General features: G+C 72.7%; 18 protein-coding genes and 1 tRNA gene. 9 read left to right on the top strand and 10 right to left on the bottom strand.

The annotated features are described in order from the left end of the window. Positions 1-11 precede the first annotated feature (11 nt). Both BGK67_RS15690 and BGK67_RS15685 read right to left on the bottom strand, forming a co-directional pair. The gene (locus BGK67_RS15690; protein ID WP_069920673.1) at positions 12-2,603 is read right to left on the bottom strand and encodes a bifunctional FO biosynthesis protein CofGH; all 2,592 of its coding nucleotides are present in this window, start codon (positions 2,601-2,603) and stop codon (positions 12-14) included. Between the two features lie 51 nt (positions 2,604-2,654). After that, entirely contained in the window at positions 2,655-3,437 is a 783-nt protein-coding gene (locus BGK67_RS15685) for an SDR family oxidoreductase (RefSeq protein ID WP_208948705.1), read from the bottom strand. A gap of 227 nt (positions 3,438-3,664) precedes the next feature. Here BGK67_RS15685 and BGK67_RS15680 point away from each other — a divergent pair, with 227 nt between their 5' ends. Then, a complete protein-coding gene (locus BGK67_RS15680) occupies positions 3,665-5,083 on the top strand; it encodes a serine hydrolase domain-containing protein (RefSeq protein ID WP_069920671.1) in 1,419 nt (472 codons plus the stop codon). Here BGK67_RS15680 and BGK67_RS15675 read toward each other — a convergent pair. Then, positions 5,080-6,303, bottom strand: a complete 1,224-nt coding sequence (locus tag BGK67_RS15675; protein ID WP_069920670.1) for an aminotransferase-like domain-containing protein — start codon at positions 6,301-6,303, stop codon at positions 5,080-5,082. The two genes, BGK67_RS15680 and BGK67_RS15675, sit on opposite strands and share 4 nt — an antisense overlap. Before the next feature lie 128 nt (positions 6,304-6,431). Between BGK67_RS15675 and BGK67_RS15670 the strand changes: the two genes are divergently transcribed. After that, positions 6,432-7,277, top strand: a complete 846-nt coding sequence (locus tag BGK67_RS15670; RefSeq protein ID WP_069920669.1) for a hypothetical protein — start codon at positions 6,432-6,434, stop codon at positions 7,275-7,277. Between the two features lie 152 nt (positions 7,278-7,429). On the opposite strand, the gene BGK67_RS15665 is transcribed toward BGK67_RS15670, so the two are convergent. The 3 genes from BGK67_RS15665 to BGK67_RS15655 all read right to left on the bottom strand — a co-directional run bounded on the left by BGK67_RS15665 (position 7,430) and on the right by BGK67_RS15655 (position 9,687). Continuing rightward, positions 7,430-7,639: a DUF397 domain-containing protein gene (locus tag BGK67_RS15665; protein ID WP_069920668.1), complete on the bottom strand. Its 210-nt coding sequence runs from the start codon at positions 7,637-7,639 to the stop codon at positions 7,430-7,432. Between the two features lie 207 nt (positions 7,640-7,846). After that, the gene (locus tag BGK67_RS15660; RefSeq protein WP_069920667.1) at positions 7,847-8,740 is read right to left on the bottom strand and encodes a helix-turn-helix domain-containing protein; all 894 of its coding nucleotides are present in this window, start codon (positions 8,738-8,740) and stop codon (positions 7,847-7,849) included. 209 nt (positions 8,741-8,949) lie between these two features. Beyond that, entirely contained in the window at positions 8,950-9,687 is a 738-nt protein-coding gene (locus tag BGK67_RS15655) for a GOLPH3/VPS74 family protein (protein WP_069920666.1), read from the bottom strand. Between the two features lie 172 nt (positions 9,688-9,859). Here BGK67_RS15655 and BGK67_RS15650 point away from each other — a divergent pair, with 172 nt between their 5' ends. The 4 genes from BGK67_RS15650 to BGK67_RS15635 all read left to right on the top strand — a co-directional run bounded on the left by BGK67_RS15650 (position 9,860) and on the right by BGK67_RS15635 (position 16,747). Further along, positions 9,860-12,787, top strand: a complete 2,928-nt coding sequence (locus tag BGK67_RS15650) for a hypothetical protein (RefSeq protein ID WP_079154205.1) — start codon at positions 9,860-9,862, stop codon at positions 12,785-12,787. A gap of 191 nt (positions 12,788-12,978) precedes the next feature. Continuing rightward, complete coding sequence (locus BGK67_RS15645; protein ID WP_432215455.1) at positions 12,979-14,907, top strand: MFS transporter; 1,929 nt, start codon at positions 12,979-12,981, stop codon at positions 14,905-14,907. A gap of 99 nt (positions 14,908-15,006) precedes the next feature. Continuing rightward, a complete protein-coding gene (locus BGK67_RS15640) occupies positions 15,007-15,207 on the top strand; it encodes a hypothetical protein (protein ID WP_107488817.1) in 201 nt (66 codons plus the stop codon). 235 nt (positions 15,208-15,442) lie between these two features. Next, positions 15,443-16,747 carry an ATP-binding protein gene (locus BGK67_RS15635; protein WP_069920664.1) on the top strand — a complete coding sequence of 435 codons (1,305 nt, stop codon included), beginning with the start codon at positions 15,443-15,445 and terminating at the stop codon, positions 16,745-16,747. On the opposite strand, the gene BGK67_RS15630 is transcribed toward BGK67_RS15635, so the two are convergent. The 4 genes from BGK67_RS15630 to BGK67_RS15615 form a co-directional block, all read right to left on the bottom strand. Continuing rightward, the gene (locus BGK67_RS15630; protein WP_069920663.1) at positions 16,650-17,516 is read right to left on the bottom strand and encodes a nitroreductase/quinone reductase family protein; all 867 of its coding nucleotides are present in this window, start codon (positions 17,514-17,516) and stop codon (positions 16,650-16,652) included. The two genes, BGK67_RS15635 and BGK67_RS15630, sit on opposite strands and share 98 nt — an antisense overlap. A gap of 229 nt (positions 17,517-17,745) precedes the next feature. Then, positions 17,746-17,818, bottom strand: a tRNA-Arg gene (locus tag BGK67_RS15625). 149 nt (positions 17,819-17,967) lie between these two features. Next, positions 17,968-18,366 (bottom strand): TOBE domain-containing protein, encoded by a 399-nt coding sequence (locus tag BGK67_RS15620; protein ID WP_069920662.1) that lies wholly within the window; start codon positions 18,364-18,366, stop codon positions 17,968-17,970. A gap of 31 nt (positions 18,367-18,397) precedes the next feature. Further along, positions 18,398-19,675, bottom strand: a complete 1,278-nt coding sequence (locus BGK67_RS15615) for a M6 family metalloprotease domain-containing protein (RefSeq protein ID WP_069920661.1) — start codon at positions 19,673-19,675, stop codon at positions 18,398-18,400. A gap of 248 nt (positions 19,676-19,923) precedes the next feature. On the opposite strand from BGK67_RS15615, the gene BGK67_RS15610 reads away from it, so the two are divergent. The 3 genes from BGK67_RS15610 to BGK67_RS15600 all read left to right on the top strand — a co-directional run bounded on the left by BGK67_RS15610 (position 19,924) and on the right by BGK67_RS15600 (position 23,231). Then, positions 19,924-20,676, top strand: coding sequence for a TetR/AcrR family transcriptional regulator (locus BGK67_RS15610; protein WP_079154204.1), 753 nt, complete (start codon positions 19,924-19,926; stop codon positions 20,674-20,676). A gap of 77 nt (positions 20,677-20,753) precedes the next feature. After that, on the top strand, positions 20,754-22,295 hold the full coding sequence (locus tag BGK67_RS15605) for an MFS transporter (RefSeq protein ID WP_069920660.1): 1,542 nt from the start codon (positions 20,754-20,756) through the stop codon (positions 22,293-22,295). A 144-nt stretch (positions 22,296-22,439) separates the two neighbouring features. After that, a complete protein-coding gene (locus BGK67_RS15600; protein ID WP_069920659.1) occupies positions 22,440-23,231 on the top strand; it encodes a dioxygenase family protein in 792 nt (263 codons plus the stop codon). Positions 23,232-23,518: the final 287 nt, after the last annotated feature.

The following is a 23,518-nucleotide window of genomic DNA, read 5'->3' as shown; positions in this document are numbered from 1 at the left end:
TGCTCCTTCCGCTAGTCCAGGACGGGCAGCAGATCCGGCAGGTGCCCGTCCGAGGCGCGGGCCGCGTCCTGGCGCTCCGCCGGCACCTCCCCGTACAGCGTCGTACGGGCCTTCGCGGGCCGCCCCGCCGCCTCCGCGACGGCCACCAGGTCCCGGACCGACTTGTACGAGCCGTAACCCGACCCCGCCATCCGCGAGATCGTCTCCTCCATCAGGGTCCCGCCCAGGTCGTTGGCCCCGGACCGGAGCATCTCGGCCGCGCCCTCCGCGCCCAGCTTCACCCAGCTGGTCTGGATGTTCGGGATGTACGGGTGGAGCAGCAGCCGCGCCATCGCCGTGACCGCCCGGTTGTCGCGGACCGTGGGCCCGGGCCGGGCGATGCCGGCCAGGTACACGGGCGCGTTGGTGTGGATGAACGGCAGCGTCACGAACTCCGTGAAGCCCTCCACGCCCTTGGACAGGGCGCCGCGCTGGATCCGGGCCAGCGTGCGGAAGTGCCCGAGCCAGTGCCGCGGCTGGTCCACGTGCCCGTACATCATCGTGGACGAGGACCGGATGCCGAGCTCGTGCGCCGTGCTGATGACCTCGATCCAGTCCGCCGTCGGCAGTTTGCCCTTGGTCAGGACCCACCGCACCTCGTCGTCGAGGATCTCCGCCGCCGTGCCGGGGACGGAGTCGAGCCCGGCCTCCTTGGCGGCGGTCAGCCAGTCCCGTACGGACATGCCCGTCCGCGTGGCCCCGTTGACGACCTCCATCGGGGAGAAGGCGTGCACGTGCATCCCGGGGACGCGCCGCTTCACCGCGCGCGCGATGTCGAAGTACGCCGTCCCGGGCAGGTCCGGGTGGATGCCGCCCTGCATGCACACCTCGACCGCGCCCACGTCCCAGGCCTGGGCGGCCCGGTCGGCGACCTGGTCCAGGGAGAGCGTGTACGCGTCGGCGTCGGTGCGGCGCTGGGCGAAGGCGCAGAAGCGGCAGCCGGTGTAGCAGACGTTCGTGAAGTTGATGTTGCGCGTGACGATGTAGGTGACCTCGTCCCCGACCACCGACTTCCGCAGGTCGTCGGCGATCCGGCAGAGGGCGTCCAGGGCCGGCCCGTCGGCGTGCAGCAGGGCCAGGGCCTGGGGGTCGGTGAGCAGGGCCGGGTCGTCGGCGGCCTGCGCGAGCGCGGCCCGTACGTCGGTGTCGATGCGCTCGGGCACCATGCCGGGCGCGGCCGCCTCGCGCAGCGCGTCCCAGTCGCCGTAGACGTGGTCGAAGTCCTCGCGGCGGTCGCCGGTGCGGCCCTCGGTGTCGATGGCGGTGTGCAGATCGGTGCGCCCGTACGCGGCGAACCCCTCGTCCGGCTCCTGCCACGGCCGACCCACGACCTCGGCGGAGGCGTCGGCCAGCCCCGTGTCCGGATCGGCCAGCGCCCGTACGTGCGGCAGCAGCCGCGGGTCCAGCCAGGGCTCGCCGCGCCGTACGAACTCCGGGTAGACGCAGAGCCGTTCCCGCAGCTCGAAACCGGCCGCCGCGGACCGCTCGGCCAGCAGGTCGATCTGCGGCCACGGGCGCTCGGGGTTGACGTGGTCGGGGGTCAGCGGCGAGACGCCGCCCCAGTCGTCGATCCCGGCGCCGATCAGGCGGGCGTACTCGCCGTCGACCAGGTTCGGCGGCGCCTGCAGGCAGGCGGAGGGGCCCATGATGTGCCGGGCCACGGCGATCGTGGCGACGAGGTCGTCGAGTTCCGCGTCCGGCATCCCGCGCATGGCCGTGTCCGGCTTGGCGCGGAAGTTCTGGATGATCAGCTCCTGTATGCCGTGGTAGGAGCGGGCGACCCGGCGCAGCGCGAAGAGGGACTCCGCGCGCTCCTCGTACGTCTCGCCGATGCCGATCAGCAGGCCGCTCGTGAAGGGGACCGAGGACCGCCCGGCGTCCTCCAGCACGCGCAGCCGGACCGCCGGCTCCTTGTCGGGGGAGCCGTGGTGCGGGCCGCCCGGCTCGGACCACAGGCGGGTGGCCGTGGTCTCCAGCATCATCCCCATGGAGGGGGCGACGGGCTTGAGCCGCTGGAAGTCGGCCCAGGACATCACGCCCGGGTTCAGGTGGGGGAGCAGGCCGGTCTCCTCCAGGATCCGGATCGAGATGGCCCGGACGTAGGAGATGGTGTCGTTGTAACCCTCGGCCTCGAGCCACTCGCGTGCTTCGGGCCAGCGGTCCTCGGGTTTGTCCCCGAGGGTGATGAGCGCTTCCTTGCAGCCGAGCGCCGCGCCGCGGCGGGCGATGTCGAGGACCTCGTCCGGGGACATGTACATCCCGTGGCCGGCGCGGCGCAGTTTGCCGGGGACGGTGGCGAAGGTGCAGTAGTGGCACTTGTCGCGGCACAGGCGGGTCAGCGGGATGAACACGCTCTTCGAGTACGTGATGACACCGGGCCGGCCGGCGGCGGCGAGTCCGGAGTCCCTTACGCGTGCGGCGGAGGCGGTGAGGTCGTCGAGCGCCTCACCGCGTGCCTGGAGGAGTACGGCCGCCTCGGTCGCGTCGAGCGCGACGCCGTCGCGGGCCCGCCGCAGCGCGCGGCGCATCGCGTTTTCGGTCGGAGCGTCACTCGGAGTGGTCATGGGCCGAGCATACGATCCGGTCGTACGGGCACGGGGCGGCCATCGGCATGCTCATCGCATCAGCTCACCGGCGTTGACCAGCAGCGACTGGCCGGTTATCGACCGCGCCCGGTCGGAGGCGAGGAAGGCGGCGGCGTCGGCCACGTCCCCGTCGGAGGCGAGGTCCGGCAGCGCCATGCGCTCGGTCAGGCGGGCGTGGACCTCGGCCTCGGGGACGTTCTCGGTGTGGGCGGTGAAGGTGACGAAGGCCTGCACGGGCGGGCCCCACATCCAGCCCGGCAGCACGGTGTTGACCCGGATCCGGTGCGGGCCGAGCTCGCGGGCCATGGAGTACATGGCGGAGGTCAGGGCGCCCTTGGAGGCGGCGTAGGCGGCCTGCTGGACCTCGCTCGGCGCGGCCACGGCGGACTGCGTGCCGATGATGACGACGGAGCCGCCGTTCTCCTTGAGCGCGGGCAGGCAGGCCCGGGTCATCCGGAGGGTTCCCAGCAGGTTCACGTCGAGGATCTGCCGCCAGGTGCCGAAGTCGGCGTCCTCCAGGCCGCCGAAGTACGAGTCCCAGGCGGCGACGTGCACGACGGCGTCGATCCGGCCGAACCGCTCGCGCGCCAGGGCGGCGAGGGCCTCGCACTGGCGCTCGTCGGCGATGTCGGTGGGCAGGTAGGCGGTGTGCGCCCCGTCGGGGTCGATCTCGGCGGCGGACTTGGCCAGATTCGCCTCGGTCCGCGCCCCGAGCACGGCGTTCCCGCCGTCGCGGACGACGGTGGCGGCGACCTGGTGCCCGAGCCCGGCCCCGACCCCGGAGACGATGACGGTCTTCCCTCGCAGCAGCATCACGGGCCTCCAGGAGCAAGGTATCTGACGACTCGTCAGGCTAGGGTCCCGGCGGCGGGATGTGAAGGGGTGGGGAGCGGGCCGGCTGCCCGCCGCCGGGCCGCCGGGCGGCTCGCCTCGCGACCCGGTCGGGGCGGGCCTACGCTGGTCCTGCTGCCTTGGTCCTGCGTACGGGGTCCGCGTACTCGTACGTGTGTTCGTCCCTCTCGTGCGACAGGAGGCATGCCGTGAGTCCCACCCGCACCCGCACACGCCTGCGCCGGGCCTGCGTGGCCGCCGCCGCAGCAGGCCTGCTCGTCACCCCGGCCCTCGCGGGCTCCGCGTACGGGGCTCCCACGCCGGAGCCGTCCCCCTCCGCCTCCGCCTCCGCCTCCGCCTCGGCCCCTTCCCCGGACGGAGCCGCCTTCCCGGAGCTCACCCCGGCCGTCGCGGCGAAGCTGGACGCCGCGATCCAGCAGGTCCTGCGCGAGGCGAAGGTGCCGGGGGTCATCGTGGGCCTGTGGGCTCCCGGGAAGGGGAGCTACGTACGGACCTTCGGCACGGCCGACAAGTCCACCGGCTCCCCCATGGAGACCGGCTTCAACATCCGCATCGGCAGTGAGACCAAGACGTTCACGGTCACCGCGCTCCTCGAACTCGTCGACCAGGGCAAGGTGGCCCTCGACGACACCATCGGCACCTACATCAGCGGAGTCCCCAACGGGGACCGCATCACCCTGCGCGAACTGGCGGGCATGCGCAGCGGGCTCTTCAACTACAGCCTGGACGAGGACTTCAACAAGGCGCTCGCGGCCGGCCCGACCCGGCCCTTCACCCCGCAGCAGCTGCTCGACTACTCCTTCCGGCACCCGGTGCAGTTCGAGCCGAACGCGAAGTGGCAGTACAGCAACACCAACCTGATCCTGCTCGGCCTCGTCGTGGAGAAGGTCGGGGGCAAGCCCCTCCACGAGTTCATCCGGGAGGAGGTGCTGGAGCCCGCCGGGCTGCGCAAGACGCTCTTCCCCACCGACGCGCACTTCCCCGACCCGCACCCGCAGGGCTACACCGACGACACGACCGGGAAGATCGTGAACGCGACCGACTGGAACCCGTCATGGGCGTGGGCCGCGGGCGCGATGATCTCCGACCTCATGGACCTGCGCAGCTGGGCGCGCACCCTGGCCACGGGCACGCTGCTGACGCCCGCGACCCAGGCCGAGCGCCTGAAGACCACCTCGATCGACGGCATCCCCGGCGCCGGGTACGGGCTGGGCCTCTTCAACGTCCAGGGCTGGATCGGCCACAACGGCTCGCTGCCCGGGTACGAGACCCTGACCGTCTACCTGCCGCAGGCCGAGGCCACGATGGTCGTCCTGCTCAACACCGACGTCCTGCACGAGGGCCAGGAGCCCAGCACGCTGTTCGGCGAGGCGATCACGAGCATCGTGACCCCCGGCCACGTGTACCCGGGCCACGTGCCGACCGCCCCCGAACCGACGGGCTCCACGCCGACGCCGACGAACACCGCGCCGACGCCGACGAACACCGCGCCGACGCCGACGGGCTCCACGCCGACGCCGACGGCTCCGACGCCGACGGGCCCGGTCACCCCGACGGCCCCGGCCCCCGCGACGCCGGCCGAGCCCACGCCGCCCGCCTCGCCCTAGGGCCGGCCCGCGCGTTCCAGGCGGGTCAGGCCCTGCGTGATCTCCTGCGGGGTGTGCGTGGTGAAGGACAGGCGCAGGGTGCGGGGGTCCGGTGCGCCCGTGTAGAAGGGGGCTCCCGGGACGAACGCCACGTCGTGGGCGAGGGCCGCCTTGAGCAGGACCGTCGCGTCGTGGGCCGCCGGCAGGCGCGCCCACACGAACATGCCGCCCTCCGGACGGTTCCACTCCGAGCCCTCCGGCAGGGCCCCGGCCAGCCCCGCCAGCAGGGCGTCGCGCCGGGCCCGATAGGCCGAGCGCACCGTGGCCACGTGCCCCTCCAGGTCCACCGCCGCCAGGTAGTGCGCTGCGGCCAGCTGGTCCACCGTGGAGGTGTGCAGGTCCGCCGCCTGCTTGGCGATCACCGCGGCCCGGCGCAGCGCCGCCGGCGCCCGCAGCCAGCCCAGCCGCAGCCCCGGCGCCATGATCTTGGAGAAGCTGCCGAGCAGGGCGGTGCGGTCCTCCGCCCCCGGATGCGCCGCCAGCCAGGGGACCTCCGCGCCCTCGTAGCGCAGGTCCCCGTACGGGTCGTCCTCGATCAGCCACAGCCCCCGCCGCGCCGCGATCTGCGCCACCGCCGCCCGGCGGGCTACCGGCAGGGTGCGCCCCGTCGGGTTCTGGAAGGTGGGGATCGTGTAGAGCAGCTTGGGGCGTTCCCGCGCGACGAGCTCCTCCAGGGCCTCGGGTATCAGGCCCTCCGCGTCACAGGGCACCGCCACCACCCGGGCCCCGGCCATCCCGAAGCACTGGAGCGCCGCCAGGTAGGTGGGGTTCTCGACCAGCACCACGTCCCCGGGCTCGACCAGCGCGCTGGTGAGGAGGGTGAGGGCCTGCTGCGAGCCCGAGGTGACGAGCACGTCGTCCGCGCCGGTCGCCAGGCCCCGCGCCGTGGCCCGCCGCGCGACGGCCTCGCGCAGTTCCGGCACGCCCTCGGTGGTCGAGTACTGCAGCGCCCGCCGCGCCGACACGGTGAAGGCGGTGTCGTACGCCGCCCGCAGGCCCTCGGCGTCGAAGAGTTCGGGCGCGGGGAGCCCGCCGGCGAAGGAGATCACCCCGGGGCGTTCGGTGAGCGCGAGGATCTCCCGCACGGGGGAGCCGCCGACCGAGGTGGCGCGCGAGGCGAACGCGGGCGGCGGCGCGGCGGCGGAGTGCGAGTCGGAAGGGGAGACGGCGGCAGCAGGCACGGGTGGCTCCTCCGGGAGTGGGGTGCGGGCATCGTAGCCACTGAAAGGTGCAGACGACACCTATGTGTCACATGATGAACGGGCCCCGGGGGCTCCCAATCTGACGAGGCATCAGCTAGACCGGGCGTATGACGACAGAAGAGCGGGACACCCGCGCCGAGGACTACGCCGAGCTCGCGGCCGTCGGCCCGTACGGCGTCCGCCCCGGCCATGCGCTGATCACCATGGTGGAGCCGCATCCGGGCCACGAGTACGCGTACAACCGCTGGTACGAGGACGACCACTACTACGCCGGGGCGATGGCCATGCCCTGGATGTACGCCGGCCGCCGGTGGGTGGCCACCCGCGAACTCCAGGAGCTGCGCTACCCGGAGAAGTCGGCGGTCGCCCAGCCCGTCACCGCAGGCTGCTACATCTCCACGTACTGGGTCACCGAGGGCCGCTACGACGAGCACATGAAGTGGACGGTGGGCATCAACAAGAGGCTGGGCCGCGACGGGCGGGTCTACCAGGACCGCACCCACGTGTTCACGGCCTTCCAGGACCACGAGGCCACCGTCTACCGCGACGGGGCCGCCGGTCCGCGGGACTTCCACGCCCTGGACCACCCGTACGCCGGCCTCGTCGTCCAGGTCGTCGACGCCGACGGTCCCGAGCAGCGGGCCGAGCTGCTGGAGTGGCTGCGCGCACGGGCGCTGCCGAAGCGGCTGCAGGGCTCCCCGGCCGCGATGGTGACGGTCTTCCGGCCGACGCCGCTGCCCGGCGACCGGATGACGTACGTCAAGCAGGTGGAGGGGGTCGACACCCGCCTGACGCTCCTGTGGTTCCTGGAGCAGGACCCCCGGACCTGCTGGGACCGCTTCCAGGGGCTGGACGCGGAGGTCGCGGAGGCGGGGCTGGGGCGGGTGGAGCTGGTGGCGCCGTTCATCCCGACGGTGCCGGGGACCGACCGGTACGTCGCCCAGCTGAGGTAGCCGGCCGTACGCGGGCATGGCCGAGCCCCCTCGGCCAGGACGGCGGGCCGGTCGAGAGGGCTCCAGTCAGTGGTACGGGTACTGCTGGTACTGCCTGTACTGCCTGTCCTGCGGTCAACTGCTCGGGTCGGTTGGGGAGCATGCCGTGACGTTCAGGCGAGGCGTCCCAGCCGGCCCTCGTTGACGCCGTCGACGAACGAGGTCCAGGTGCCGGGCGCGAAGGTGAGGGACGGGCCGTCCTGCACCTTCGAGTCGCGGACCGCGATGGCCTCCACGACGGGCGACTTGACCTCGACGCAGGCGCCGTTGGCGGAGTAGGAGGACTTGGTCCAGTGGTGCGTGGCGCCCTGACGAATAGCCATGTTTGTCTCCGGTTCAGCGAGTGGTTCCATTTGCCGCGTCGGCCGGCTCGTTCTCCGGCCGACGTGATCGACGCTACCCGCAGCTCCTGACGGGTGAAGGAGGCATTCACCCGACCGAGTGGCATATTCCATTCAGGTCTTATGCGGCCGGGGAGTGACGGTGTACGGTACCGGCCCTCCGCATGGCCCCAAGGGATTCCTGGGTCTTTATCGTGATTCACCGACCTTGCCCGCGTATTCGCCGATGATGTCGGAGATGAACTGCCGGGTCTGGTCGACATTGAGCGCCTGGGCGCGCAAGTGCTCGTACATCACGCTGTACTTCTGCACGTCGTTGCCCTTCTCCAGGTACAGGTCGCTCGTGACGCCCTCGATGTAGACCACCGTCGAGTCGGACGCGTCCGGGAATTCCAGAATCGCGTACTGGCCGTTCACGCCGGGGTGCGCGCCGAGCGAGAACGGCATCACCTGCACCGTGATGTGCGGTTGTTCCGACTGCTCTATCAGGAACTCCAGCTGCCGGATCATCAGCTCGGCGTCACCCACGCACCGCCGCAGCGCGGCCTCGTCGATGACCGCCCACAGGCGCAGCGGCCCGAGTTCCGGATTGTTGTTGTCCGTCTCGGAGAGCCGCTTCTGGCGGTGCATCCGGACCTGGACGCGCTTCTCCACGTCGGCCGGAGCGGTCTCCGGCCACGCGCCGCGGACCAGGGAGTGGGCGTACTCCGTGGTCTGGAGCAACCCCGGGATCACCAGGGGCTCGTAGGTGCGCAGGCTCGCGGCGTCCGTCTCCAGGCCGATGTAGACGCTGTACGGGATGTCGCCGAAGGCGTGCCACCAGCCCTGCTGGCGGGAATCCTTCGCCATCTGCATGAGGGAGTCCACGAGTCTGGGGTCCTCCACCTCGTACACCTCGCACAGGTCGCGTACGTCGCGCTGGCTGATGGACCGGCGGCCGTTCTCCAGCCGGCTGATCTTGGACTGGGAGACGAGGAGGCGCTCGGCGACCTGTTCGGCCGTCATGCCCTTGTCCTCACGGAGCTTGCGCAGCTCCATGCCCAGTCGGCGGCGTCGGACGGTGGGATTGACATTGGACGCCACGTGAACGGCACCTCCGCCTTCTTCTGTCGTGCAGCTGTCTGTTTCTCTGCGTGTCTGATGCTGAGCAGACTGCCACCGAAGGGTGCCGCGGCGCTGGGGAACGGCCGGGAAAGACAGACGCGCGGGGTGGCGGGACCGGCGGACCGGCCCCGTCACCCCGCGCGCCGGCGTGGTGATGCCTTGCGATGGAGCGGGTGGAGCGGGGTGGATCAGTGCGCGGCCGCGCGGGCCATGGCACCCGTCCGGCGCGGCTGCAGCGGAACGCTGCCCGCCGTGGCCCGGGCGGCCGGCGGGGCCGGTGCGCGGTCGCGGCGCGGCTGTGCGGCCACACCGTTCTGGACGTCCATCACGGCGTGAGCCACGAGTCCGCCCATCGGGTCGTGCCGGATCAGGTCCCGCAGCCGGGATCTGGACGACCGCCCTTCGTTGCCGGGGTACAGGTGCTTGCCGAGTCCGACCGCGTGGGCCAGCGCGGCAAGCGCCGCGGTCCGCGGGTCCGGCGGTACGCCGGTGCGGATCGCCGTGTCCAGCCGGGCACGGATCTCCCGGCTGATCGCCGTGTCCGTCGCCTGGTAGCGAGTCGTCGGCAGCACCCCGCACATCTGGCCCGCGACGGCGTGGACCATGCCGCAGCGCTCCAGGTGCGCGAGGTAAATCTGGCGGAGCCCCAGCCGGGGTCCGCCGATCCAGTGGACGGCCCGTACCGGACTGCCGCGCCTGCGCAGCAGTTCCAGTGCGGAGTCCAGAGTCGGATCTCCTGTCGGCCGTGGCATCACCACGGCGATACGATCCCCGTCAGGGGCTATCCGTCCTGCCAGAGCCAGCTCCACTAGCTGTGCCCCGGCCAGGCCGAGGTCGAGCGACTGCGGCTGCGCCGTGGTACCCGTGGCCGGGTCCAAGGCGAGCAGCAGAAGCTCCTCCGGAATTGTTCTGCGGCTCCTGCCCATCCATGCCTCCCCGCGTGGATGAGTGACAGGGTGACGCCTCTCACATTCATCTGTCGAGAGCGCGTGGCCGCTTTGTGGGGGAACCCGCAGCTATGTCGTTCTCGTCTGGCACGGGGGCGATGCCCCCGAGACGGGACACTGTTAGACATTCGGACAGCCGGACGTGGCGACGATGGAGGAGGAACTGGTGGCGGGCGAGTCCCCCGACAAGTCGGTTGATGAGGGAACGCCGGGGGCGGCGTCGACCTCCGCGGAGAGTGATCCGAGGCTGTCGGTGTTCCGGCAGCGGAATCCCGATCCGCAGGCCCCTGCGGACACGGCCGTGGACGCGGAGCCGGATGCGGATGGTTCCGGCGGCCGCGACCCGCTGCGCGACGCGGTGGCGGCCTGGGTCGCCACGGCCGACGAGCCGACCGCCGATCCCGATGCCGATGCCGATCCCGAGGACGGCCCCGTCTCCCGCCCCACCGGCTCCGCCCGGCCTGCGCCCGCCGACCCCACCCCGGCTCCCACAGGTTCCGCTTCGACGCAGCCCGCCGCGCCCGGCGGGGCCTCGGCTCCGGCGGGCGACCAGCGCACCACCGCGTTCCGCGCGGTGGAGCCGCCGGCGCCGCAGCCGGCCGAGCCGGATTCCGCCGCGACGCCCGCCCGCCCGCCCCACGGCGAGGCCGCCGACGCGCCGACTCCGGGTTCCGCTTCGGCGGCCCGGCCGACCGGCGACGCCCCTGCCGACGCGCCCGGCGCGGGTTCTCCCGCGACGCCCGAGCGTCCGTCCCGCGCCGAATCCGCCGACGCGTCCCGCGCGAGCACGCCGGCTTCGGGTTCCGCTTCGGCTGAGGGAGGCTCGGCCGGCGATGAGCGGGCGGCCGCGTCCCGCGCTGCGGGCCCGGCTTCCACGTCTGGCGCGGGTGCTGCCGCGACGCCCGAGCGTTCGGCCCCGGACGAGGACGCCGGTGCGTCCCGCGCGCCGGGTTCGGATTCCGCTTCGGCGGGCGACCAGCGCACCACCGCGTTCCGCGCGGTGCGGCCGCCGGCGTCGGAGTCGGCTGAGCCGGGTTCCGCTTCGGCGGCTCGGCCCACCGGCGACGCCCCTGCCGACGCGCCCCGCGCAACGGCCGCGCCCGGCGCGGGTTCCGCTTCGGCTCAGGGTGGGTCGGCCGGCGATGAGCGTGGGGCCGCGTCCGGCGGGGATCAGCGCACCGCCGCGTTTCGTGCCGTGAAGCCGGGCGGCCCCGCCGCGAAGGCCGATGACAGTGAGCGGACGGCTGTGTTCCGGGCGGTGCGGCCGGCGGCTTCCGAGGCTCCGCCCGCCGGTTCCGCTTCCGCGGACGAGCCGGGCGGCGGCGAGCGTACGGCCGCGTTTCGTGCCGACAAGCCTGCGGTCGGCGGGCAGCCGAAGGGCGCACCCGCCGACGAGCCCGGCGACAGTGAGCGGACCGCTGTGTTCCGGGCGGTCAAGCCCGCCGCGGGCGAGGACGCGCCCGTCAAGGAGCCCGCCCCGCGGGAGCGGACCGGGGTGTTCCGGATTCCGTCGGCGGATGCCGGCGACAGCGAGCGGACCGCCACGTTCCGGGCCGTGAAGCCCCCGGCCCCCGCCGACCGGCCCGCGGATTCCGCTTCGGCGGCCTCCCCGGCCTCCCCGGCGCCCCCGGCGGCCGCGCCGCCCAAGGCCAGCACCTTCGTGCCGCTGCGCACCGACGAGCCCGGGCAGGAGCAGCCGAAGCCGAAGGCCGCGGCACCGGCCGCCGCCCCGGCCGCTTCCACCCCCGCCTCGATGGACCGCACCGAGCGGACCACCCAGCAGCCGCTGCCGCCCAGGCCGCCGCTCGACATGCTGGCGGACCTCACCAACAACCCGCCCCCGCCGCCGAGCCCGCTCCGCACGGCCGTGCGCCGGTTCAAGATCTACTTCCCGCTCGTCGTGCTCCTCGCGATCATCCTCGCCGTCGTCCAGCTGGTGCGCCCCCTGCCAGAGCCCCGGCTCGTGATGACCGCGAAGTCCTCGTACACCTTCGGCGGCGCCAAGCCCGAGCTGCCCTGGCCCGGCGAGGGCCAGGCCTACATGGCCGCCGCCGGCCTCGGCACGCTCGGCCAGTCCGGCGAGCAGAAGCCCGTGCCGATCGCCAGCGTCACCAAGTCGATGACGGCGTACATCATCCTGCGCGACCACCCCATCAAGAAGGGTGAGCAGGGCGCGATGATCGACGTCGACAAGACGGCCGAGACCGAGGGCAAGAAGAACGACTCGGTGAACAACGAGTCCACCCTCGACACGGTCAAGGAGGGCGACAAGATCTCGGAGTACGACGCGATCGCCGCCCTCATGATCCCGTCGGCGAACAACATCGCCCGGCTGCTCGCGCGCTGGGACTCCGGTTCCCAGGAGGCGTTCGTCAAGAAGATGAACGACACCGCCAAGGAACTCGGCATGGCCAACACCACGTACACCGACCCCTCGGGCCTGGACGCGACCACGGTCAGCACCGCCGAGGACCAGGTGAAGCTGGGCCTCAAGCTCGTCGAGATCGAGACCCTGCTGGACATCACCAGGAAGCCGAGCTGGGTCGACCCGTCGGGCAAGAAGTGGGACAACTGGAACCGCCTGGTCCCGTACAACGACTCGCTCGGCATCAAGACCGGTACGACGACGAAGGCCGGCGGAAACCTCCTCTTCGCCGCCCAGAAGAAGATCGGCAACACCAACCAGCTGATCGTCGGAGCCGTCCTCGGCCAGCACAAGCCGCCGATCATCGACAGCGTGATCTCCGCGAGCAAGCAGCTGATGATCGGCACGCAGAAGGCCCTCGAAGGCGCGCCCGTCGTCAAGAAGGGCCAGGTCGTGGGCTACGTGGACGACGGGCTCGGCGGCCGCACCCCGGTCGTGGCCACCGCCGACGTACAGGCGATCGGCTGGGCCTCGCTCACCGTGAACGTGAAGCTGGCCGACGGCGGCGGCAAGATCCCGCAGACCGCCAAGGCCGGCACCGAGATCGGCGTGCTCACCGTCGGCGAGGGCGCGAGCCAGGTGAAGGTGCCGGTGGCGCTGCAGAGCGAGCTCGCCTCGCCCGGCCTCGGCAGCAAGCTGACGCGCGTCGGCTGACAGCCGGTGAGAGCGTGGATCCGGCGCCCCGGGCAACCCCGGGGCGCCGGGACGCGTCTTGGGTCCCGGGACCTGGACGCCTTGGACGCCCGGAACGCCCCGGACGCCGGAACGCCCCGGGCGCCCGACCCCCCGGGTGTCCGGACGCAGGCGTGTGCGGGATGTGGACTCGTGTGTTGGGGAGTGGGTCAGTGACCACCGCTGAGCAGCGGCAGCACCAGGAGGGCCGGCGCGGCGAGGGCCACGGCGGCCCCGCCGGCATGCCCGCACCCCCCGGCCAAGGCGCCACCGCCGGCATGCCCGCACCCCCCGCCCACGACGGCCCCGCGGGCGTGCCCCCGCCCCCCGCCCCCGGCGGCATGGCGACGCGGGTCCTGGAGCTGCTCCGCCGCCACCCCGTCGCCGTGTCGACCCTGCTCGCCGGGGTGCTGCACGTCGTCTGGTTCTTCAGCTTCGCCAACAGCGGCGGCGACCTCGCCGCGCAGGACGCCTGGGCCGAGTTCGTCGGCCGCCACCCCGACTCGGCGTACAACCTGGCCTGGTACGGCGGCATGCACCCCGTCTCGTACAGCGTGGTCTCGCCGTACCTCATGCACATGCTCGGCGTCCGGACCACGATGATGATCGCGGGCACCGTCTCGGCCGGGCTGCTCGCCCTGGTCCTGACCCGCTGCCGCGGCGCGGTGCGCGAGCCCCTGTGGCCCGCGCTGGCCGGGGTGTACGGGCTGCTCTGCAACGCCCTGTCGGGCCGCGTCACCTTCGGGCTCGGTGTGATGTTCGCGCTCGGCGCGGTCGCCGCAGTCTTCTGCTGGCCGCGCAAGTGGGCCGGGCGGCGGTGGGCCAAGGCGGCCGTCGCGGCTCCGCTGGCCGGCCTCGCGACCGCCTCCAGCCCGGTCGCCGGGCTCTTCCTCGGGGTGGTCGCGGCCGCGCTGTTCCTGAGCGGGCGGCGCCCGGGAGCGTACGCGCTGGGCCTGGCCCCGGTGGCCGTGGTCGGGCTGTCGGCGTGGCTGTTCCCCTTCTCCGGGACGCAGCCGATGAAGTTCGGCTCGGCCTGGCTGCCCTTCGTGTTCGCGCTGGCGGTCCTGTTCCTCGTGCCCGAGCGGTGGAAGACGGTCCGGATCTCCTCGGCGGTCTACGCCTTCGGGGTGTTCCTGACCTGGGCGATCGACTCCCAGGTCGGGTCGAACGTCACCCGGCTGATCATGCTCTTCGGCGGGGCGGTGCTGCTCGCGGCCCTCCCCTACGCCCTCCCGCGCACCCGGCGCTGGTACGCGCTGCTGTTCGCCTTCGCGGGGCTGAACATCTGGATCACCACCAACAGCATCACGGACATCGTCCGCACCACCCCGGTGGCGGCCTGGAACCGCGAGCTGGCCCCGCTGGTCGACCAGCTGCGGAAGGCGGGCGCCGACCGCGGCCGGGTCGAGGTGGTCCCCGCCAGCAGCCACCGCGAATCCTCCGCCTTCCCCTCGTACGTGAACCTCGCCCGCGGCTGGAACCGGCAGGCGGACCTGGAGCGGAACCCGCTCTTCTACGACGACACCCTGACCGCCGACAGCTACCGGGCCTGGCTCGAGCGCTGGGCGGTGCACTACGTGGTGCTGCCCGCCGACAAACCCGACTCGGGAGGGGAGGACGAGGCGAAGCTGGTGCGCGAGGGGCTCCCGTACCTCCAGCAGGTGTGGGGCGACGCGAACTGGCAGCTGTTCAAGGTCCACCAGCCCACCGACCTGGTGTCCGGGCCGGCGACGGTGGTGCGGGCGGGCGCCGACCGGCTCGTCATCGACGTGAAGCAGGCCGGGCGGGTGCTCGTACGGATCCCGCACTCGCCGTGGCTCGGGCTGGTCGACGCGGCGGGCAAGCCGGTGGCCCCGCCGGAGGAGACCTTCGCGTCCAAGGCGAAGGCGGCCGCCGTGAAGGAGTACGCGAACACGGCGGGATGCCTGTTCAAGGCCGCCCCGGACGGGTCGGGCGACGTGTGGACGGAACTGCTGGCCCCGGCCCCGGGCCAGTACCGGGTCGCGGCGAAGTACCAGCTGCCGCGGGGCACGCCCTGCCCGGAGGAGCTGGTCCACGGCACGCTCGGGCCGCCGGACCGGCCGGCACCGCCCGGTCCTTGATCCAGAATCCTTTACGTCCGGTGCGGGTGCGTCGACCCGTTTATCTGCATACGATCCCAGTAGTCCGATTGGGTGCTTCCCGAGGGAGTTGACGACGGGATGAGCAAAGAGCAGAAGCGGGACTTCCGAGAGGTCTACCAGGCCCCGGAGCCGGACCGGCCGCCGCGTCCGCCGGGCCACGGCTTCGACGGCGTGCTGCGCAGCAAGGTCAAGGGCGGGGCGCACACGAAGGCGGCCCTCAAGCGGGCCGGCGCTCCGCAGGGCGACCGCATCGGCGAACGCAGCAGAGGCCTGAGCTGAGCTGACCCGACCCATCCGACCCTTCCAGGGAAGCCCTTCCGGCTCCGGCCGGAAGGGCTTTTCCGCGCCGTCACGACTTCGCGGGCCGGCCCCATCCGGCGCCCGCCGCCGGAGCGCCCGAGCAGGCGCATTACGGTGACCAGGCGGCCGCGGACGGACGGTCGCACGCCAGCCGCGTCTCCACCACCAGCCAGGACGGACGGGCCCACAGGATCATGAACGGGACCAGCGCACCATGAGCCTTCGGCTGCCCGCCTGGACCGCCACCCTGACCTGGAAGGCCGCGGCCTTCATCACCCTCATGTGCTGCGGGCTCGCGGCGCTGCTCGGCGGCCTCGTCCACAGCGCCATGACCCACCAGACGGTCAGCGCGGCGCGCGAGAAGGCCCTCGCCAAACTGGACCGCACCATCACCGCGTACGAGACCGGCGCACGGATGGCGCGCGGCGAGGGCATCGACCCCGTCGGCCTGCCGCCCGAGCTGCGCGCGCTGGCGTTGACCGGCAAGCGCGCCACGGTCATCGGCGAACACCGCGGCCGCGCCGCGATGTGGGCGGCGGCGCCGGCCGACCACGACACCGCGATAGCCGTGTCCGTGGACTTCACCGCCGCCGAGCGGACGATCGCCGAGCTCGACCGGGCCATCCTCGGCTCCTCGGTGCTCGCCATCGGCGGCACCCTGCTCATCGGCGCGGTCGGCGTCACCCGCATCACCCGGCGGCTGCACCTGACGGCGCAGGTGGCCCGCCGGATCAGCGCGGGCGACCTGGACGCCCGGGTCGACGACAGCGCGCGCAACAAGGACGAGGTGGCGGCGGTCTCCCGGGCCCTGGACACGATGGCCTCCTCGCTCCAGCGCAAGCTGGAGGCGGAGCAGCGGTTCACGGCGGACGTCGCCCACGAGCTCCGCACCCCGCTGACCGGCCTGAACGCGGCCGCCGAGCTCCTGCCGCCGGGCCGCCCGGCCGAACTCGTACGGGACCGCGTCCAGGCGATGCGCGCGCTGACCGAGGACCTCCTGGAGATCTCCCGGCTGGACACCGGCGGCGAACGCGTGGACCTGGACTCGTACGACCTGGCCGGCCTGGCGGCCCGTACCATCCGCGCCTCCGGCACCGACACACGGCTGGAGGTGGTTGCGTCCCTCCGGGTGGAGACCGACCGGCGGCGCCTGGAGCGGATCCTCGGCAACCTCGTCGCCAACGCCCACCGGCACGGCGCGGCCCCGGTCACGGTCCGGGTGGACGGCCGGACCCTGACCGTGACCGACGCGGGCCCCGGCTATCCGCAGTACCTGCTCACCGCCGGCCCGCAGCGGTTCCGTACGGAGGGCATGAACAAGGGCCACGGCCTGGGCCTGACCATCGCGGCGGGCCAGGCCCGCGCCCTCGGCGCCGCCCTCGCCTTCCGCAATCCGCGGGAGGGCGGCGCCGAGGCCCGTCTCACCCTTCCAGCGCCTGCAGCACCGGAAGCAACTGCGCCTCCTCGTTGTCGAGATGTGCCTCCAGCTCCCGGCTCAGCCGCTCCACCCGCTCGCTGAACCCGGCGCCGGGGCCCGTGCCGGGCGCCCCGTCCAGCGCGTGGACGAGCTCCTCCTGGAGCCGCGCGATGACCCGGTGCTCGGCGTCGATCCGCCGGAAGAACTCCCGCATGTGCGGGTGCTGTTGCTCCAGATACGGGAAGAGCCCGGCGTCCTCGCTGCGGTGGTGGAACTCCAGCGAGTGGCAGAACGCGAGGCAGTGCTGGCGCAGTTGCATCCCCAGCGAGCCGGGTGCGCTCCCGCGCGCCTGCTCCCGTACGAGGGCCAGCTGGGCCCGCAGCCACCCGTGCACCTCGAGCAGCTTCCCGGCGATCCCGCCCTCCCCGGCGGGCACCTCGTGCGTGCGCTGGAGGGCCACGACGGGGATCACCCGCCGGGTCCGCTCCTGGTACTCCCCGTAGCCGGGCTCCTCGGCCACGACCCGCGCGAACAGCGCGTCCCGCCGCGCCCCCTCGGCGGGCACGGCGACGGCCTCGTACTCCCCGGTCCCCGTCTCGACCTGTACGAGGGGCCGCGCGAGCAGATTGTGGAACCAGGCGGGATGCCGGTCGGCCCCGCCGGCGGACGCGACGACGAGCAGCGGCCCGCCGTCCCCGGCCCCGGTCCCGTCCCCGCCCTCCCGGACGAACCCGAGCGGGACGGTGTGGGGCTTGCCGGACTTGGCCCCGGTGGTGGTGAGCAGGATCAGCTCGGAACCTTCGAAGGGCCCGCCGACGCGGCCGGCGTTGGCCCTGAACTCTTCGATGACTGCTTGGTTGAAAGATGACACGGAGTGCGGATTCCCTCACGGTGTGTGTGCGTGCGATGGCAGCGAACAACCGAGGGGAATCACCCGTAGCCGGTGGCGTGGAAGCCCATGAGCCCGGTCCTTGCAGAACAGGTGCCTGCCCAACCACCGCCCGGCCCACATCTCAGTAGGCGGCGTCACGCGACACGCACACCATGGAACCACAACACGCGCAGGACCCCCAGCCAATTGGCCGGGGGTCCTCGTGATGTGCCCTCGGCAGGATTCGAACCTGCGACACCGGCTTTAGGAGAGCCGTGCTCTATCCCCTGAGCTACGAAGGCGGGGGTTCGACGGAAACCGCGGTGGTGCCGCGCCCGGGTGGGCACTGCCCCGACAACTGCTGAGTAGCCGTCTGACCACCGACAGCGTAGCGGATCGCACCGAGCGGGCGCGCCCCCCTAGGGCACCGGCGCGCGGACGCCGGGGCGGCTCAGCCGCGGTCGATGTGCACGCTGGTCGACTTCACCCGGGCGGTGGCCCGCATGCCGACCTCCAGGCCCAGTTCCTCGACGGCCTCGCGGGTCAGCAGGGACACCACGCGGTGCGGTCCGGCCTGCACCTCGACCTGGGCCGCGACGTCGCCGAGCCTGATCCCGGTCACGATCCCGGGGAAGGCGTTGCGGGCCGAGGTGTACGGGGCGTCGGCGTCCTCGGCGGGGGAGGCCTCCTGGGCGGCCTCGACGCAGAACGCCGCCAGGTCGGGGCCGTCGACGATGCGGCGCTTTCCGTCCCGGCGGGTGGGGAAGCGGTCGGCATCCGCCCACCGCCGGGCGGTGTCGACGCTCACGCCCAGCAGCCGTGCGGCCTGTCCGATGGTGTAGGACTCCATGCGCTCACCCTAGACGCGGACCCCGGCGGCGTCAGGGCCTGGTGATCCGCACCTGGTAGCTGCCGTTGCGCGGTTCGCCGACCACCGAGACGCTGATGCCCGCCTGCTCGTCGGTGAACGTCTCGCCCGGCCGGAACGGCGCGTCCGACAGCTCCGCGTGGACGTTCGGCCGCCGGGTGCAGCCGCCGCTCGAGCCCGCGCTGTCCGACACCGTCACCGGGCCCTGCCCGGTGTCCACGTCGGAGTCCACCTTGTAGATGAGGACGCCGGGTTTGCAGACGGCCTCGTCGTTTCCGGCCTGCGTGCGGACCTCCACCGCGTACCCGGCGCTCTCGGACAGCGGCACGAAGGCCAGCTTCGCCCCGCCCGAGACCGCCAGCGGCGTCAGGACGTGGTCGCTGGTGCCGGACTTCGCCGCGCAGCTGATCTGCGTGCTGTCCAGCCAGCCCAGCTTCCACTTGTGCCAGCCCAGCAGGTCGTTGTTGGAGCCCCAGTCCTCGCTCATGATGTCCCAGTGCCCGACCGCGCCCCCGCCGTCGGAGGTGTACAGGTCGGGCAGGCCGAAGACGTGCCCGTTCTCGTGCGGCAGGACCCGGTAGCCGGTTTCCCGGTAGGTTCCCGATCCGTCGTCCTGCCGGCTGTAGACGAAGGACGTGTTGGCGAGCGGCACCCCGTCGGCGACCGGCGCCTCGGCGTTGCCCGAGAAGGTCACCGACAGGACGGTGTCCAGGGCGGACGGCCCGGCGTTCGGCGTGACCAGGATGTTGACCAGGTCGTACTTGCTGAAGTCCACCTCGGAGTCGGCGGCCTTGGCGATGTGCTCGACGAGCTGGCGGTAGCCCGGCTCGTACGCGGACCCGCGCTCGATCCCGTACGCCGCGAAGGGCATCGGCATCCGCAGCCAGGTCCTTATCGGGGCTTCGGCCCGGTAGCTGAGCCGGCCGTAGGAGCTGGTCCGGAACCAGTTGGAGGTCTGGGGGAAGAACTCCGCCATCCGGTCCAGGGCCGTGCCCTCGCCCTTCGCGTCGGGGAAGTCGATCATCAGGTTGAGTGCCTTGACCTCGCCGGTCGAGCGCGCGTACCCGGGCGGCGTCGGCAGTCCCTCGGACATCTGGACGCCCATCGTGCCGGCGATCCGGCAGGGTGCGAGGGCCGATTCGACCGTCGAGGCCACGGCACCGGCCGCCGAGTGGCCGCGGCTGGATATCCCCGTGCTCGCCGTCGCCGTGACGCCGAGGGCCAGCGCGGTCAGGCCGATGTACGCGCTGGTGCGGCGTGATCTGCGTATCCGGCGGCGGGTCTGCGGCATGGAGATCGCCCTCGGGTCCGCGGCAGCCGGCCCTGTCCGGACTGCGCTCTGTCGTCACCCTCCGACGGCTGCGGCGCACCCGCGCGCCGGAGGAGGCCGAACGGGAAGAGGTGAGTGACTCAGGTCACACGGAGGAGTGAAATAACCGGGGATCCGATCCCCGTTTGCACGTGAGTCCCTCGAAGCGGGGACCGGCTCCCCGTTTGGCGGGGCGGCCGTACGTGTCACCGCGCCAAGGAGGCCCGGAAATGAAGCGCCCCAGCCCCACCGCCCCGGCGGCCCTGCCCGTCCCGGGAGCGGCCGCGGACCTGGCGGCGCCCCGGGCCGGCACCTGCGCCGCCGCCGCGGCGGCAGCCGCGACCCGCGGGTCCCGGGGTCCCGTCCCGCGCCCGCGCGCCGACGCCGTCCGCAACCGCGAGCGGATCCTGGCGGCGGCCCGCGAGGCCTTCGTCGAGTTCGGCTCCACGGCCGCCTTCGACGAGGTCGCCCGCCGGGCCGGCATCGGGAACGCCACCCTGTACCGGCACTTTCCCGACCGCCCCACCCTCGTCCACCACGTCGTGCTCTACGTGATGGGCCGGGTCGGCGCGCAGGCCGAGGCCGCGCTCGCCGAAGAACCCGACGCCTTCGCGGCGCTGTGCCGGTTCACGCACGCCGCCGCCGACGAGCGGATCGGCGCCCTGTGCACCATGCTCGGCGGCGACTTCGACCGCGAGCACCCCGAACTCCTCGCGGCGCGCGGCGCCTTGGAGGCGGGCGTCGAGGCCCTGCTGGCCGCCGGCCAGGACGCCGGACTGGTCCGCACGGACATCGGCGTCGGCGATCTGATGGTCGCCCTGTCCCAGCTCAGCCGTCCGCTTCCCGGTATCGCCTGCCCCGACGCGGACCGCTTCGTCCACCGTCATCTCCAGCTCTTCCTCGACGGGCTGCGGGCTCCGGCCCGCTCCGAACTGCCCGGTTCCGCCTCGACGTTCGAGGACCTGAGGAAGAAACTCAGGTGACACGCCCAGAGCGCCCTCATTAGTCTTTTCCGGTCTATTCAGTCATTCCGCACAGCACAGTGAAATCGGGTATCCCCATGCCGAAAACAGCCGCGACTCCGCCGCAGCCGGTCGCAGACCCCAGCCGCTGGAAGGCGCTCGTCTTCATAGCCCTGGCGCAGCTGATGGTCGTCCTCGACGCGACGATCGTGAACATCGCCCTGCCCTCCGCCCAGACCGACCTCGGCATCTCCGACGGCAACCGCCAGTGGGTCATCACCGCGTACGCGCTGGCCTTTGGAGGCCTGCTCCTCTTCGGCGGCCGCATCGCCGACAAGTGGGGCCGCAAGAACGCCTTCGTCGTCGGCCTCATCGGCTTCGCCCTGGCCTCCGCGCTCGGCGGCGCCGCGAACGGCGAGGCCATGATGCTGGGCGCCCGCGCCCTCCAGGGTGCCTTCGGCGCACTGCTCGCCCCGGCGGCCCTCTCCCTGCTCGCGGTGATGTTCACCGACGCCAAGGAACGCGCCAAGGCCTTCGGCATCTACGGTGCCATCGCGGGCGGCGGCGGCGCCGTCGGCCTGATCCTCGGCGGCGTCCTCACCGAGTACCTCAACTGGCGCTGGACCTTCCTCGTCAACATCCCCTTCGCGATCATCGCGGCCATCGGTGCCTGGATGGTCATCCGCGAGCCCGCCGGCTCCCGCAACCGCGCGCCGCTCGACATCCCCGGCGTGGTGCTGTCCACACTCGGTCTCGTCGCGCTGGTGTACGGCTTCACCCGCGCCGAGTCCGCCGGCTGGTCGGACGGCCTCACCGTGGGCATGTTCGTCGCCTCGGTGGTGCTGCTGGCGGCGTTCGTCCTCGTCGAGTCCAAGGTGAAGTCCCCGCTGCTGCCGCTGCGCGTCCTGCTGGAGCGCAACCGCGGCGGTGTCTACCTCTCACTGGGCCTGGCCGTCATCTCGATGTTCGGCCTGTTCCTCTTCCTCACGTACTACCTGCAGGTCGTGAAGGGCTACTCGCCCGTCATGACCGGGTTCGCCTTCCTGCCGATGATCGCGGGCATGATCACGGGCTCCACGCAGATCGGCGCCCGGCTGATGACCCGCGTCGCGCCCCGCTTGCTGATGGCCCCGGGCTTCCTGCTCGCCGCCACCGGCATGCTGCTGCTGACCCAGCTCGAGGTCGGGTCCTCGTACCCGGCGCTGATCCTGCCGGCGCAGCTGCTGCTGGGCCTCGGCATGGGCACGGCCTTCATGCCGGCCATGTCGCTGTCCACGTACGGCGTGAACCCGGCCGACGCCGGCGTCGCCTCCGCCATGGTCAACACCTCGCAGCAGGTCGGCGGCGCCATCGGTACCGCGCTGCTGAACACCATCGCCGCGTCGGCGACCACCGCCTACCTGACCGACCACGCGGCCGAGGCCGCGGCGGGCGGTGCGGCGGCCAAGCTGATCCAGGCGCAGGCCATGGTCGAGGGGTACTCCTCCGCGATCTGGTGGGCGGTCGGCATCCTCGTCGCCAGCTCGGTCATCGCGCTGACCTTCATCAACATCGGTCGTCCCGGTGCGGGCGGCCCGGTGGCCTCCGGCTCCGGAGCCACCGAGGACAGCGAGTTCAAGATTCCGGTGATCGCCCACTGACGGGGGCGACGGGGACGGGAGCGCCCGTCCGGGAATGACTGAACGCCCCGCTTGGTTCAAATTTGAACCAAGCGGGGTTAGTCTTTTCGGGCGACCCCGTACGGAGTGAGCCGCGACCCCGTACCGACGACCGAGGAGCGCCCCATGACCGCCTCCGTCCCGACCCGCATGCCGGCGCTCTACCTCAGCCACGGAGCGCCGCCGCTCGCGGACGACCCGCTCTGGCCGGGCGAGCTGGCCGCCTGGTCCGCGCAGCTGCCCCGCCCCACCGCGATCCTGATGGTCTCGGCCCACTGGGAGGAGGCCCCGCTCGCCCTCGGCGCCACCCGGCCCGTCCCGCTCGTCTACGACTTCTGGGGCTTCCCCGAGCACTACTACCAGGTGCGCTACGAGGCCCCGGGCGCCCCGCGGCTCGCCGCGTCCGTCCGCAAGCTGCTCCAGGCCCCCGGCGCCCCGGTCCAGGACGTACCGGACCGCGGCCTGGACCACGGCGCGTACGTCCCGCTGGTGGAGATGTTCCCGCAGGCCGACATCCCGGTCCTGCAGATCTCCATGCCGACGCTGGACCCGCGCCGCCTGATGGGCATCGGCCGCAAGCTGGCGCCCCTGCGCGACGAGGGGGTCCTGATCGTCGGCAGCGGGTTCTTCACCCACAACCTCGCCGCCCTGCGGCACCCGGGCCCCGGCGTGCCCGCCTGGTCGGCCGAGTTCGACGCGTGGGGCCACGAGGCCCTCGCCGCCGGCGACCTGGACTCGCTGCTCGACTTCGAGGCCAAGTCCCCGTCGGGCCGCCTCGCCCACCCCCGTACGGAGCACTTCGCCCCGCTCTTCGTCACCCTCGGCGCGGCCGAGGCCTCCGGCGACCTCGCCACCCGCCGCGACGCGGTCGACGGCTTCTGGATGGGCCTCTCGAAGCGCTCCCTCCAGTTCGGCTAGGACGCGTCCCGCAGGGCCCCGGTGATCGCCTCACCGATCGCGAACCCCTTGGCGGGCCCTTGCGGCCTCCAGCGTCTCGTGGGCGAGAGCGGTCGTGTGCGGCACCTCCTCCGAGTGCGGGCGTCGCCGGCCGGGCGGCACAAGCGACCCTCCGACGCCAGGGAGGCGGCGCCGTCCCATGCCGGAGGAATATGCCCAGGTCTTCACCCGGACGGGTGGCGCGCCGACTGCCTGCCCGGTTTTAGATGGAATCGGCTGCTTGTCGGGTATCCAGTGATTCGATCGCC

The organism is Streptomyces subrutilus (genome assembly GCF_001746425.1).
Lineage (GTDB): Bacteria > Actinomycetota > Actinomycetes > Streptomycetales > Streptomycetaceae > Streptomyces > Streptomyces subrutilus_A.
The sequence above is the reverse complement of the archived record's forward strand: the minus strand, read 5'-3'. Positions and strand labels throughout refer to the sequence as shown.